The organism is Parapedobacter tibetensis (assembly GCF_024704835.1).
GTDB classification, from domain to species: Bacteria; Bacteroidota; Bacteroidia; order Sphingobacteriales; family Sphingobacteriaceae; genus Parapedobacter; species Parapedobacter tibetensis.
On the sequence record NZ_JAMXBE010000001.1, the window covers coordinates 405,113 to 419,186 of the forward strand.

The 14,074-nt window shown below is 48.7% G+C and carries 10 protein-coding genes; all 10 read right to left on the reverse strand.

Annotation, left to right across the window (positions count from 1 at the left end):
- Positions 1 to 3: 3 nt before the first annotated feature.
- On the reverse strand, positions 4 to 1,086 hold the full coding sequence (locus tag NF543_RS01605; RefSeq protein WP_257957422.1) for a TlpA disulfide reductase family protein: 1,083 nt from the start codon (positions 1,084 to 1,086) through the stop codon (positions 4 to 6).
- A 48-nt stretch (positions 1,087 to 1,134) separates the two neighbouring features.
- Positions 1,135 to 2,337 (reverse strand): TlpA disulfide reductase family protein, encoded by a 1,203-nt coding sequence (locus NF543_RS01610; RefSeq protein WP_257666335.1) that lies wholly within the window; start codon positions 2,335 to 2,337, stop codon positions 1,135 to 1,137.
- Between the two features lie 80 nt (positions 2,338 to 2,417).
- Positions 2,418 to 3,845, reverse strand: coding sequence for a RagB/SusD family nutrient uptake outer membrane protein (locus NF543_RS01615; RefSeq protein ID WP_257666336.1), 1,428 nt, complete (start codon positions 3,843 to 3,845; stop codon positions 2,418 to 2,420).
- Between the two features lie 14 nt (positions 3,846 to 3,859).
- Positions 3,860 to 7,360, reverse strand: coding sequence for a SusC/RagA family TonB-linked outer membrane protein (locus NF543_RS01620; protein WP_257957423.1), 3,501 nt, complete (start codon positions 7,358 to 7,360; stop codon positions 3,860 to 3,862).
- A 128-nt stretch (positions 7,361 to 7,488) separates the two neighbouring features.
- Positions 7,489 to 8,589, reverse strand: a complete 1,101-nt coding sequence (locus NF543_RS01625) for a FecR family protein (protein WP_257666338.1) — start codon at positions 8,587 to 8,589, stop codon at positions 7,489 to 7,491.
- A gap of 62 nt (positions 8,590 to 8,651) precedes the next feature.
- A complete protein-coding gene (locus NF543_RS01630) occupies positions 8,652 to 9,218 on the reverse strand; it encodes an RNA polymerase sigma factor (protein WP_257666339.1) in 567 nt (188 codons plus the stop codon).
- Between the two features lie 385 nt (positions 9,219 to 9,603).
- A complete protein-coding gene (locus tag NF543_RS01635) occupies positions 9,604 to 10,467 on the reverse strand; it encodes a glycoside hydrolase family 16 protein (RefSeq protein WP_257666340.1) in 864 nt (287 codons plus the stop codon).
- Positions 10,468 to 10,574: 107 nt separating this feature from the next.
- Positions 10,575 to 11,534: a hypothetical protein gene (locus tag NF543_RS01640; protein ID WP_257666341.1), complete on the reverse strand. Its 960-nt coding sequence runs from the start codon at positions 11,532 to 11,534 to the stop codon at positions 10,575 to 10,577.
- Positions 11,535 to 11,578: 44 nt separating this feature from the next.
- Complete coding sequence (locus tag NF543_RS01645) at positions 11,579 to 12,820, reverse strand: DUF4998 domain-containing protein (RefSeq protein ID WP_257666342.1); 1,242 nt, start codon at positions 12,818 to 12,820, stop codon at positions 11,579 to 11,581.
- Positions 12,821 to 12,851: 31 nt separating this feature from the next.
- On the reverse strand, positions 12,852 to 14,057 hold the full coding sequence (locus NF543_RS01650) for a DUF5000 domain-containing lipoprotein (protein WP_257666343.1): 1,206 nt from the start codon (positions 14,055 to 14,057) through the stop codon (positions 12,852 to 12,854).
- Between the last annotated feature and the right edge of the window lie 17 nt (positions 14,058 to 14,074).

Sequence of the window (14,074 nt, forward strand, 5' to 3'; positions counted from 1 at the left end):
CGATCAATTAAAAAGTTCTGCTAGTTTTTTCTGGAGCATTTCCCCCCGTAGGTTCTTTGCAATGATTTTTCCCTCGGGATTGACCAGCAACGTGCTGGGGATGCCCTGTATCCCATAATAGGTAGACACTTCGTTACGGAAGCCTTTCAGGTCAGAGACCTGCGCCCAGGGCATGCCGTCCTCCTGGATGGCTTTTTTCCATTTTTCACCATCTTCGTCCAAAGATATGCCAACCACGGTGAAGTTCTTGTCCTTATACCGGTCATAGGCTTTCAGGACGTTGGGATTTTCAGCACGGCAAGGCCCACACCAGCTGGCCCAGAAATCCACCAGCACATACTTGCCCTTGAAGTCCGAAAAGCGTACGGGTTCACCTGAGGTATCGGGCAGGGTAAAATCGAGCATCGTGGAACCTATCGAGCTGCGCTTCAGTACGTCCAGTCGTTCGGTAAGCTGCTTGCCGGCCGCCGTCTGGATGGCGGAAGCGTCCAAGAGACCGTACATTGATTTTATATCTTCATAATCGCCCATCACTGCACGGTCTGCCACGAGACTAGTGCTGAAGGCGCTTTTCGGATGAGCCGCAATGTATTGTTGAGTCCTTTCACGCCGTTGGGCGCGGATGGCTTCCAATTTCTCCTCGATTGCAAGCTGTTCTTCCGGGCTGACCTTTCCGTACTGCCGGTAGAGCGGCGATTGCTGGTCGGTCAGGTCCTTCAGCGAACGCGCAAATGCATCGGCTTCGTCCTGTACGCTGGATCCACTGACTTTCAGTTCGTTGATCGCATCGGCCTTTCCTTTGATCTTGATTGCACCTTGCTCGGCGAAGAACTCGAAATACCGAGCAGGGAACTTCAGGTATACTTTCTGCGGCTCCGGCATTTCGGCCTGCCAGGTAAACCGCCCCCCCTTCGTGTATACCGTATCCGATTTGGTGGTATCACCTTGCCGGTAACTGACGGTAATCTGCGTGTCTTCCAGCCCGTCGATATTGCCTTTCACGCGGGTTTTCTGGGCATGGGCTCCAACTACTGCAAACAGCGAGAGCAGGACACAAAAAATCGATTTCTTATTGTTATACATCATCATGTTTTTGATTAGGGATATAAGTGAATATTTTAGTTAATTATCAAATTACGACCCGAATAGCTCGGCCAGTTTTTTGTCCATCGCTTCATCATCCTGGCTTCCGCTACCATATCGACCGATGATGATGCCATTGGGGTCTACCAGTATCTTAGTAGGCAGCGTGGAAATCCCATATCGGTCCGAAATCGATGCGCTGCGATCAAAACCACCATCCGAGGTCCTTTTCAAGCCACGCAGCACATGTTTCCACACGCCGATTTTATCTTCGTCTACGGCTTTTTTCCATGCCGCCTGGTTGCTGTCGTCATCCGATATACCGATGATCTCAAAGCCTTTGTCTTTGTATGTTGAATATAACTCCAACAGGTGTGGATTGCCCCTGCGGCAGGGGACACACCAGGAGGCCCAGAAGTCAAGCAGCACATACTTGCCGCGGTAGTCTGCAAGGCTCAGCTTCCCGCCGCTCAACTCCTCGGATGAAAATACATAGGCCTCGGCTCCCGGGGATCCAGCCTGTAGCTCATCCAACTCCTTTTTGATGTCTTTACCCAGCGCGCTATTCTTTACGCCGTCCGCCAGTTTGGCGTAACGATCCTTTCCCTCGTTTAAGGGCATACGGGCGATTTGGAAGCGCAATATGGAAGCGGTTACATAAGAAGAAGGGTATTTGTCCATAAACTCCCGCTCCACTTCGCTTAGTTGTGCAAAGTAGGGATTCATCGCTTCCCTTTCTCTTTCGGCGACCGCCTTCAGTGTCTCCAGCGTGGCTTCGTCCTTGCCGACTCTCCGGGCCTCGATATAGGCGCCGTTGGCTTTATCATAGGCTTCCCGCAGCGGTTTCAGTTTCGCCATGATGGGTGCTTTGGCCTTGTTGAGCATATCCGCTTCCACCTGTACGGAAGAGCCCGTAAGTACGATGCCCTCATCCGTGAAGTCGTTATAGTCCACCGAAACCTGCATCTTACTTGGCTCGATGTATAGCTGGGCATATTTGTCATAGCTACGACCGTTTTTGTCAATCATGACAGTAGCCTGAGCAGGCCCATCTAACATTCCATCGAACACAAACTCCCCATTTTTGATCAGTGCGCTATCTATAACGCGATTGCCTACATTTCCATACATCAGATAAATGTAAGTAGCTGTTTTTCCCGTGATATGTCCGTTGATAGTAAAAGGCTTTTCTTGTGCATTGAGCATGCAGGTGGCTGTCAAAAAGCCGATAGCGGCGATTAGTTTCTTTCTCATGACTGTGCAGAACCATTTGATGTTCATATTCGTTACTTTCTTCGTAAAAAATTCCATTCTTGTATTACAAGCGACAATTTCTAAAATTCCCGTTCATACCCCGGGTTTTGCTCGCCAAATTCCAGATTATACCGGAACTCATCAGGCGGAACCGGCAGGATGTACTGTATATCGCTCACGATACCGGGTCTTAGTTGCTGAACCGTTGCAAATGGCAGACGCAACAGGGCAAGCCATTCCTGCCCATCCTCGGCGAGGAGCGATTTGACGGTTTCATAATACGTATACAGCAACAGGTCTTCCGGATCATCCATGCTGTCCAACTCGCTGAAATCCGTCAGACCTGCATGTTGTCCAATCAGTCTGAGTATCGTCTTCGCGCTTTCCGGATCTCCACCCGAACGCAAAATTGCCTCGGCCTTCAGCAAGTACACCTCGGTGAGCCGCAGCGCGTAGCTTGTTTCTGAGACTTCCGTAGGCACGCCCTCTTCAGGGATATACTTGGTAAACCAATAATTGGCATTGGCTTCACGAAAAGAACCAACCATCCAATCCCTTGGGTCGTCTGCCAAAAGCTCATGAAAGGCTCCGGTAGCGCAGTACAATGCCGATGCGCCGGGATAGAACTGCCTGCTTCGGTTATAAGGATACTCCACCTGATTGGGTTGCGGCTGAATACCCAGGATCACCTCACTGCTGTTTAGCCCTTTGCTGCGGAAGAGGTCTTGTACTTGGGGTTCCAACACATAGGGGCTTGTGGTGATGATTTCATCGGCGAGTCGGATAGCTTCCTGATAGTCGCCCGCCTGTGCGCGGCACATCAATACCCGTATTTTCAGCGCCTTGGCTGCCCACTTATTGGCATAATAGGCCGCCAGTTCATCGGGCGCCTCAGCGGCCGCCGCATCCAGATCGGCAAGGATAAAAGCATAGCTATCCGCCACACTGCTGCGTGCTTTGGGTATATTGCCCAATAGGGTAGGCTCCTCGCGGATCAGCACCCCGTAGGGGCTGGCATGATCAAACCATTGTCCGTAATAGCTCAGCAACTTGAAATGCCCGTAAGCCCGCAGGAAGCGGGCTTCACCTGTGATAGACACCCGGGCATGCTGCTCAATCTGACCTCCCGCCAATTGTTCAACTCCTTGGATAACGGCGTTCGCAGTGTTGATGATCTGGTAGGCATAAGACCAATAGGTTGTGTAAGATCCCAGCATGTTGTTACCCTCAGGCGAACTGGCGCCTGTTCCGTATCCATAGATCAGGTAGCCCGCCAACTGACCGGGCAACCGTTCATTAACGGACCAGGTGGTGGTATTGGAACCGGCCACATTGGCAAACCGATAGTATGCACCATTCAGTGCTGCCCGGGCGGTAACTTCGTCCCTGACGGCATTGGCATCCACCAAGGCATTTTCGGGCAATGCGTTCAATTCCCTGTTGCAGGATTGGAGGCTCGATAAAAGTACCGATGCATTGAGTATGATGATGTAATGTAAACGCTTCATATGATTCATTAGTTTTAAAGTCCAAACCGAAAACCGATAGTATACTGACGTACAGCCGGATAGGTTCCCGGATCATTTGTTCCATTGATCAAGCTATACGGATCGTTGCTCACTTCCGGATCTGCACCGGGATAATTCGTGATGGTAAACACATTGGTGGCGGATCCATAAACCGTCGCATTTGGCAATCTCCACTGCTGCAGTATCCTGCTCGGAAGCTGATAAGTCAGGGTCATCGTCCGGAGTTTGAAGAACGAAGCATCGTACACCGCACTGCTACTGGTGTAGGTCGTCGAATTTCCACCGTAGATCAGGCGCGGACGGGTTGCCGACGGATTGTCGGGTGTCCAGCGTTTCAGGACGTCTGTGGTTTTGTTGGCACGGTTGCCCACACTCTGATTTTGGATATCTCCGAGGTACAATACATCACCACCATAGGCGAATGTAAAAAGGGTAATCAAGCTCAGCCCTTTATAGCGCAACGTATTGGAATAGCCACCATAAAACTTCGGTTCGGCATAGCCGATCACATTATTGTCGTGGAAATTTTCCCCCTCCGAAATCCGGTACATCGGGTCGCCGACTCCCAAATACGGATCGAAATAGGTATGAAGCACATATCGCTCACGATAATCTTCAGCTTGTTCTTCATTTTGAATGATCCCCTCAAACACTTTTCCATACAGCAGTCCTATTGGCTGTTCCTCGCGGATGATGGCGTTGCCTAGGTTGAACTCGTTCGCGTTTGCCGGATTGGTGAAATCGCGGTTGACATTCGTGACCAGCGACCGATTGAACGACATGTTGTAGGCGCCTATCCAGGAAAATGCCGGTTTGTCTACAAATGTGGTACGAAAATCGATTTCCAATCCCCGATTGCGGATACTCGCCAAATTGGCAATGACGCTGTTATATGCCGAACTCGGTGCCACATTCGTAGTGAAAAGGATATCATTGGTCTGCTTCTCGTAAAGCCCGACACTCAACATGAAGCGGGAGTGGAAGAGCGAAAGGTCGATACCGACATCCTTTTGTAAGGTAGACTCCCATTTGATATTGCTATTCCCCAGCTGGGTGGGAACCATGGCATTTGCGCCTCCGTAGGCGTAGGGGCTGAAAAGAGTATAGAACATGTAATCGCCGATGTTCTGTGTGCCGGTATAACCGGCACTGGCACGCAGTTTCAGTTCGTTCAGCCATTCGGCCGACTGCATGAACGGCTCATCCGATATGCGCCAGGCAATACCCCCCGAAGGGAAATACCCTGTACGGTTTTGCAGCGGAAACTTGGATGACGCGTCCGAACGTCCTGTAAACGTAAACAGGTAACGCTCCTTGAAGGCATAGTTGGCACGCAGGTAAAAACTGAGGAGCGAATTTTGACCGCTGACGCCTTCAGCTGCAGTCACCAAACTGGCAGACGACAGATTGTTCAGCACATTATCATCGGGATACCCTTGCGCAGTCACCCCAAAACGCTGCATTCGTGTCTTCTGCCACGTGGTACCTACTACTGCATTGATGCGATGCTCGGTGCCTAGCTCCTGTTCCCAAGTGAGTGTATTCTCGAAAAAAGCATCCGTATCTTCGGATTGCGCCTGGAAGCCGGTACCAAAGTTAGAACTCCCCACGCCGTTCGAAGCCGTGATCAGGACATCGCTGGGCGCATAGTTGCGCTGGTGCACGCTATTGTAGTTAATGGATGCGATGCTTCTGAACGTGAGGGAGGGAAGTATTCGATATTCAGCGGATACGGATCCCAACAATGCGTTTGTACGGGCTCGATTGATGCCATTGAGTAAAACCAACGGGTTTTGGAAACCTTGATAGTCGGATCCACCCAGCGTGCTTCCCGAATAACGGAAAATACCACCTTCCTCGTTGTAAGCCGGGTAGGTGGGCGGCGCAAACAGGGATTGGGTATACAAACCATTGGTGATATTATTAACGGTATAACCATAATTAAGTGTACCCAGAATACGTAGCTTATCAGTTATGTCGTTGTCTAAACTTATTTTTCCCGTCATCCGGGTAAAATCTGTGCCCTCCACCGTACCTTTGGTTCCGTTATAGCCCAGCGAGATGAAATACCGCGAGGCGTTGCCACCACCACGGATAGAAAGGTCAGCATTATCTGCCTGGCCGGTGCGGGTCACGTAGTCAAGCCAGCTTGTATTGGCCGTCCCGTAATAATTAGGGTCATTCAACCGGTTATTAAAGTCCTGATGCTGCTCCTCAGTGATTGGATTGCCGGAGGCGAGCATGGCATTATAAAGGTTTTGATTGGCCTCGCGCATCACCATCAGGTATTGATCGCGGCTGAGCACTTGCAGCGGCTGTTCCACGCTGAAGCCATGGTAGTAATTGGCTTCCAGCGTTGGTTTCTGGTCTTTCTTGCCCCGTTTGGTGGTGATGATCACCACACCATTAGCTGCCCGAGAACCATAGATGGCCGTTGCCGACGCATCTTTGAGGATATCGATCGACTCGATGTCGTTGATATTGAGTCCGGCGAGGCTATTCAATCCACGGGCAAATGACCCGGATACCGCACTGTTTCGGCTATCACTGCCAAAATTATCAATCGGGTTTACCAGTTCAGCCGAACTCTCCGCATACCGGTTTTGCACCGTTACCTGCACACCGTCGATAATATACAGCGGGTCGTTTCCTCCCATCAACGATGTGCCGCCCCGAATACGTATCTTCGCCACCCCTCCCGGAGAACCATCGGCCTGTACCACCTGTACGCCGGCCGCTTGTCCGGTAAGGGCCTGGTCAATACTGGTAAAAGGGACGTCCCTGACTTTTTCCATGTTTACTGAAGCCACAGAGCCCGTCAAGTCCCTGCGTTTAACGGTGCCGTAGCCAACAGCGACAACTTCTTCCAGCGTTTGATCCTGCGGTTCCAGGCGGATGATGATGCCGTCCGATGCAGCGAGTTCCTTGGTCTTGTAGCCGAGATAGGTGACCACCAGGGTCGCCGTTTGCTCATTTGGCGCGGTAAGCCGAAACCGGCCATCTGATGATGTCTTCGCGGCGATTTGCGTATGCTTTATACGCACTGAGGCACCTTCCAGCAGTGCTCCAGCTTCATTTAATACCGTTCCTGTCAGCATACGCTGCTGATTGCTGTTGCTTCTGCCTGCCGGATCGGTCTTGCCAGAAATGATAATGTCTTTGTCGGCCAGCTCATAGGTCAAAAGCGGTTGATCGGCAAAAATCAAGTCCAGTACTTCTTTAAGCGATTTACCTTCGCTCTTTATGGTAACAGGCCGAGATTTGGTCAAGAGGTCGCCGGTTAATATGAAATCATATCCTGTCTGCTTCTTGATTTCCCGCAGGACTCCAGCCAGGTTTGAGTTTTTGACATCAAGCTGAACGGTCTGTCCATAACCGGCGAACAGTTGAATATTGATGCAGAGCACGAATGTGCAAATTAGTTTAATCGGTTTGCCGATCAGACACAGCTTTCGTGGGCACCTTAACGGTTTGTAAGGTAAAATTCTGTACATTTGAATTCCTTTAATTGATCGGATTAGCGCCAACTAATCCGGCGGTTAATTAATAGCTTAATTTTAAGTTATTTACATTGTACTTGGAGTTATCCCATTCCATTGGGATAACTCTTTTTTGTTTTCATTTAGGTCATTACGATTACCCTCCTTCCCTCAATTTTGAACCTGAAAATGCCTGTTCTTTGTAACGTTTTCAGTGCATCCTCAATGTTTTTCTTCTTGGAAATAGTGCCAATTATTTTCTCTTGGCTGATGGTCCCGTCGTATTCCACCTCGCAGTCATACCACCGGCTCAGCTTTGCCATAACGTCTTGGATGGAACTGCCGTTGAATGTAAAATACCCGTCCTTCCAGGAAACAAATTCTTCCGTATCGACCCCCTCGATGGCGATGGCGCCTTCAGCATTGCGTGTGGATTGTTGGCCGGGATGTAGGATCGTGTCATCTATTTTGATAACGCCATGCACCAGCGTGGAAACTATGTTTTGATTTTCGGGGTAAGCCGATACGTTAAACCGGGTACCCAAAACCAACAACTCTTGGTGATTGCTGATGACCTTGAAGGGCTTGTCTTTGTTGGATGTGACATCGAAATACCCTTCGCCCGTGAGGTAGACTTCGCGGTACCCTTGGTTCAAAAAATCAGCATTGAACCGGATTTCAGACTCAGCATTGAGCCATACCCGCGAGCCGTCTGCTAATTCGATCATCAGCTCTTCACCTTTTTCTGTCCGGAAGACATTGAATTGAGCCGACGGACTCTCCTCAACAACCAAATAAACATCCCCTGTGGAATCCTTTTTGACAATGACTCCTTTTTCGGCGATGATTTCTGGATTCGGAAGCTCATCCAATATAATTTCGTCTCCACCATCCAATACAAACCGGCCGTTCTTCTTGCCGATGGTGATGGTGTTATCTCCTACGGTTGGATTGGGATGGTCCGCCGGGGTGGGGAAATAGTAGACGCCAATCGCCAAAAGGACCGATGCCGCGACGGCATAAGGGATAAACCGGATCAGGTTGTTGGTCCTGCGGCCGGAGGTCGCCCGATCAATCCGATCCCAGATATGAGATTGAAGCTCCTCCGTGGTTTCCTGCGTAGGTTCCGCGCTGTTTTTATTGGCATATTCCAGAAACCATGCTTCCACGAGCGCTTTCTCTACTTCTGTACAATGCCCGTTGTTGTATTTGTGAAGTAGCTCTTCGGCTTTTTTACGATTCATATCGTTCTTTTTCTTCTTATAAGAACGATACCGTAGTAAAAAGTAGTAGGTGGTAAGGAGATTTATAGAAAAATAGTGAAGAAGGAGCTTAATTTTGCTTTTAGTGTTCTCCTAGCATTGTTTAGCTGTTTGCGGACGGTATTCTCAGAAATGCTTAGTAGGTCGCTTATTTCTTTATATGAATATTCTTGCTCGCGAAGCGTATAAATTTCCCGCATTTTTTCCGGCAACAACGATTTTTCTTTTTCGAATGCTCGTTCCAGTTCATTGGCAAGAATTTCGAGGTCCAAGGAAGGTGTCGCTGTTTCAAGAAACGACGAAAAGCTGTCGATATAGTTCGTGCGGCTTTTAGATTTCTCAAAATACTTCAATATCCGATTGCGGGTGCATTTATATAGAAAGGCAGAAAGATTCAATATCTCCGATTCCAGGTTTTTTTTCCAGAGGATAATAAACACGTCCTGAATGATGTCTTCTGACTCCTGCTCATCGCAGACAAGTCGGAGCGAAAAGGAATATAAAGTAAGCCAGTACTTATCATAAATGAACTTGAAAGCAGACCTGTCACCCGACTTACACAAATCGAGTAATTCTTTATCGTTTAATGGACTGCTCACTTTAAAATCCATGTCTAGGGTAGGATAATGGATGGATATTAAATTATGTTAGTTATTAAGCAAATGTAAAAATTAAATTAATATTTAATGCGGACATTCAATATTCTGTAATTTTTTTGTTATTTAAGCTGCATGGCCGAATAAAAGTCGGTTATGCAGCCGTGGTTATGCTGAAATACGAACGATATTTGGGCGTGGGTTAGGGATACTCAACCATAGATTGGATGCATAAATAGGCAATCCATTATCCATTACCATCGTAGCATCGGCCATAAATTTAAAATCAGTTTAATAGTAAGTCAATGTGCAACGGGAATAAACTCGTTATTTAGGAACGGCTATAATCAAAATCGTTGGTAGGTATACAAGGGATGAATTAGTCAATAATCAACAACCGTTAATCTTTTTGATAAACCCTTACATAGTCGATTTCATAGCTTGCAGGCAATAAGCTATCATCGATAACACCACCATTTATGCCCCCCAATGCAAAATTCAGCAAGATGTAATGCGGCTGTTTGAATGGATTTATACCGGTTCCATCTTTATTGACCAAGTTGGCTAAAGGCGCCTTATTTAACAGCACGTCATCCATGTATAAGGCTATCGCCTCTTCATCCCAGTCCATCCGCCAAGTGTGAAACTGCGATGCCCATTCAGCCCCACCTAAATCAGCCACCGCCCTCGTTTCGCTATACCATGCTGCTTTCCACCGCTCTTGGGTACCACACGCAATATTGGCCAAAATCTTTCCATCATAATACTCCATGATGTCGATTTCCCCATTGGATGGCCATTGCCCATTAACCCCCAAGGTCCAAAAGGCCGGCCATAAGCCATCGCCTATGGGTATCCGCGCCCGCATTTCAAAACGCCCGTATTGCCAGCTGTGTTTGCCTCGCGTATTAATGGATGCCCCGGTATATGCTATATCCGGGCGTGAGCGCCCCCAATGGGCGCTACCTCGCTCATAAGTGGGGTTGGGCTTGCCTTCCTTCCTCGCTTCGATGATGAGCTGGCCGTCCTTGCAATATGCATTGTCCTCTTGGTACCATTGGTCTTCTTCGTTGCGTACGAAACCTTTTTCAAAACCCCAGCTTGATAGGTCAACTGGTCCATCGACATTGAATTCGTCGGACCATACCAATCGGTATCCTTCGTTCGTGTATTTTCTTACTTGATCACGTTGTTCGTGCTGGGCTGAAACGATTAAAACACATACTGTCAATACGCTTACTAAAAATGGAATGTCCTTGTTCATGGGCAATTTTTATATCCTTTATGGGTTAATTAAGGGTTGGCTCCGAAGCCAACTCCAAGCGGACTCGCGCACAGGGCGAAACTTATTAGCGATAAAAAGCAGCCTCTTTAAGGTATGTAAGTCCCGCTATGCGTCAACCCATCTTTACGCATGGCCTCAATGATTAAACAATTATATACAAAATCCCAACTAGAAGTTACTTCGGAATTTTGATTTAGGCCATAAGGCCACCAATGGTGGCTATCCCCGCTTAATATAGCGGCATCATCATTGGTAATGCGCTTCAACACTGCGTTGGCGTTAACCGGTTGATACTTCCCCGCTGAAATGGCCGTATTCCACCACCAACTGGTGGTGCCTGTGCCAAAGGTATGGTTCATCTCATGCAGCATGGTTCGCAGGTTTTGGAAACCGGCATTGGCGCCGAACCGCATCCAGCCTTCGTTGTTGGCATCGGCGGTCGGTACATTGGGGTCATAGTTGACCCATACATGCTTGGTAGCTGAGGTGTAATTGTTGGCATACCATACGGCACTATCGATGGCTATTTGCAATCGTGCATAGGCCTCCAGCTGCGCCGGTGTGGGATTAGCTGCCTGATTAAAGGTATAGGTCACATTTCCTTGACCGATAGTGCGAAACGGGATGTTATCGCTGTAGCTCACCCCGGCAGCGTCGATGGCATAGGCCCGGATGTAATAGTCGGTTCGTTCGGAAAGTCCGGTGATGTTACACCTATATTTGCCCATACCGGCCTGGCCATGTGTTATTTTTGGCCCGTCAACGGTCGGATCAGGTGCTTGCCCCCAACAGATGCCCCGCTCGGTAATGCTACCCCCACCATTGCCGGTAATCTCCACATCATACGAAGCCCGGGATGATCCAATGATGAATACAGGCTGGGTATCGAAAATGACCGACTGCATCGCCTCGGTTGTGAGGGTTGCGGCATTAAGGTGCGTTGTATCCACTAGCTCCGTGCTGTCTTGCTTGCTGCACGAAGCCAGGGAGAACGCGCCCAATAACAGGGCTCCAGCAATGGATTGATACTTCTTTTTTCTGTTCATGTTACATAGGGTTAAATGTTATTTAAAAAATTGATTAAATGACTTTACTCAAGTTCCTCCCGCGAGTAAGCGATCCCCCGTACGTTGAAAAATTGATCGGCATCACTAGCATAATTGCATACAAACCCAACAGACACCTGCTTCGTTTCTGTTATTGTGAACTCGAAACGCCTGATGCGGTACTGTGAGGGTTCCACAAAATTCAGCTCTTCAAAAGCAATGGATTCCGCAGGCACCTCCGCGGCATTAGGCAAGGTATCCCCTTCAGCTGCCAAGAAATACACCACGTTATTGGCAGGATTAGCCACGTCGCCGGCATTCCGGTTAAACTCGATATCGAAAATATATTTACCAGGAGGCAAAATTACCGTTTGATAGATTTTGCCATTGTGGATCTGCGGCGTACCCCAACCCGCCTCGAAAGAAAGGACCCCCGTGCCGGTATTGGTGTCGTGTCCGCCGTATCCATTGACGTTCTTTGCCGCATCATTGGTTATCCAGTCGGATAGGATACCCCAGCGACCGCTATTGGATGAACGCTGAAAAGGATACCCCAGGTTGCGAAAGAAATTGATATTGGGGCGCACTGTGGCGTATTCGGTATAAAACGTATCGATACATAGCGTATCGGGCAGAAACCAGCTCCGGTGTTTAAAGGGCGTCCCTATCTTGTAATCTGTGGTCAAGACGCTATCCCTGGAAATAGGCAATATAACGGTTTGTTCGGCATTATCCACGTCTGTATAGACCAACTCGGTGGCAAACACGCCACTGGTCAAGTCCATTTTGCCATATATGACCGAAAATACGGTATCCCAAGCAGTTAGCAAATGCTGGTTGATTGGCCGGTTGTATAGAGATGCTTGATAACGTTCCCCATATACCGTTCCAATCCTATTCACGGTAATCGATTTGTTGCCTTCGCGATCATAGGTCACGACTTCGAAATTGTGGACGTTTTCTTCTATGTTTTCAATCAACACCCGCAGCGTATCGATGTTTCCTGACCGGGTAATCGGTACAGATATCGAGTCATTCCGGCTGTTCCAAAAGATACGGCATTCGATTATTTTAGGGTCGGCGGACAACAAACCCTCCACTAGCACTCGGTTCTTGCCGGAATAGATTTTCAGCGAATCCACTTTGCCGGTATAGGAAACCTCTCCCTCTACCGTGTACTTCTTGTAATCATCCATTTTGGAGCAGGCTAGGAATCCGCCTGCTGCCATTGCCACCAGAATCGCCCAAACTGGAGCTATCCTTGTGATCAGTTTATATAAGTTCATAGTCTCTTGCTTAAATAAATCCATCATCTAATTATCTAGGGTCGCCATAGACCTGAATCTCCGAGATGGCCATATAGGTGGTACCACCCCAGTTTCTGGTGCTCCGAACACGTAGGTACCGCACTTTAGGCGCATCAACATCAAACTCCCAACTGAGACCGGCATTGGCTGTCTGGTAATCTTCGTCGTTCTGTATTCCAAAAGGCAACCCCGAGGGTTTGACGGCATTGTAACGACCCAATAGATGCCAGTTATTAAAGCTACCGTCGGTGGGTGGGTCATTCGATCCCCATATTTCGAACTCCTTGAGATTACCGAGATAGTAATACGTCCGACCATAACCTCCACTACTATAATATTCGGGATAATCCCAAACAACAATGCGACTAAGCTTGGCCAATTGCCCTACATCAAAAGTAATGACGTGGGGTCCGGGATGGGCATTCTGCGTCATGTATAGACCAGACCAGTTGATAAATTCGCCATCCCACATACCTGTCATCGCGGTGGAGGGATGGTGCGGTGCATCACCGGGGAGGTTTCTTCCTGCATAGCCCGACTTCGGAATGGTGGTCTCATACAACGGCTTGATGTTGGTATATAACGTATCGGTATAATTGAGCCAGCGATCACGCACGACAAAGGCAAATGGCCGATCTAACGTATCCATACCGCGGATGGTGTGGGCAATGGAATCTGTAGCCGTGTAGACGCTATTCTGATGGATTTCCCATTCGTCATATTCATTTTTTCCCATCACCAAAATCGCGACATCCTCGCGTGTCGGATTATCGGCATCCACGCGTATGCCGCCAAACGCGGGGCGCGTACTAACGCTCCGGAAAATTTCCCAAATGGGAGACTCCTGCGGCCTGATGGTCACTGTTATTGGTGCGGAAGCCACCTCACTCCGGTTCACGGCATACAAGGTGACCTCGTGCTCAGCTTCATCGGAAAAGCCTTCCACCAGTAGCGAACTGTTGTAATAGGATGCTCTGACCTCCATTTCCCTGCCTGTGGCGAGGGTGTAGGTGGCCTTCACATAGAGCAGATCCTGCTGGCCGGGCAACGTGTAGGATATGCGGGCTTTTCCCGGCAGGTTTTCTATGTGGACGTTGCTCACTGCATCCGGTGCCTCGGTATTGTGTTCCAAGGGTTGTCGCAGCCCGTCTTCCGCGCAGGAAACGAGGAGCATGGTGGCAACCGTTATAAAAAATATGTAGCTATATGTCTTCATGATCATATCATTATGTA

Bases quoted from the DNA above. Each gene is read 5' to 3' on its own strand.
- NF543_RS01605 (WP_257957422.1), bottom strand. From the start codon at position 1,086: ATGATGTATAACAATAAGAAATCGATTTTTTGTGTCCTGCTCTCGCTG.
- NF543_RS01610 (WP_257666335.1), bottom strand. From the start codon at position 2,337: ATGAGAAAGAAACTAATCGCCGCTATCGGCTTTTTGACAGCCACCTGC.
- NF543_RS01615 (WP_257666336.1), bottom strand. From the start codon at position 3,845: ATGAAGCGTTTACATTACATCATCATACTCAATGCATCGGTACTTTTA.
- NF543_RS01620 (WP_257957423.1), bottom strand. From the start codon at position 7,360: ATGTACAGAATTTTACCTTACAAACCGTTAAGGTGCCCACGAAAGCTG.
- NF543_RS01625 (WP_257666338.1), bottom strand. From the start codon at position 8,589: ATGAATCGTAAAAAAGCCGAAGAGCTACTTCACAAATACAACAACGGG.
- NF543_RS01630 (WP_257666339.1), bottom strand. From the start codon at position 9,218: ATGGATTTTAAAGTGAGCAGTCCATTAAACGATAAAGAATTACTCGAT.
- NF543_RS01635 (WP_257666340.1), bottom strand. From the start codon at position 10,467: ATGAACAAGGACATTCCATTTTTAGTAAGCGTATTGACAGTATGTGTT.
- NF543_RS01640 (WP_257666341.1), bottom strand. From the start codon at position 11,534: ATGAACAGAAAAAAGAAGTATCAATCCATTGCTGGAGCCCTGTTATTG.
- NF543_RS01645 (WP_257666342.1), bottom strand. From the start codon at position 12,820: ATGAACTTATATAAACTGATCACAAGGATAGCTCCAGTTTGGGCGATT.
- NF543_RS01650 (WP_257666343.1), bottom strand. From the start codon at position 14,057: ATGAAGACATATAGCTACATATTTTTTATAACGGTTGCCACCATGCTC.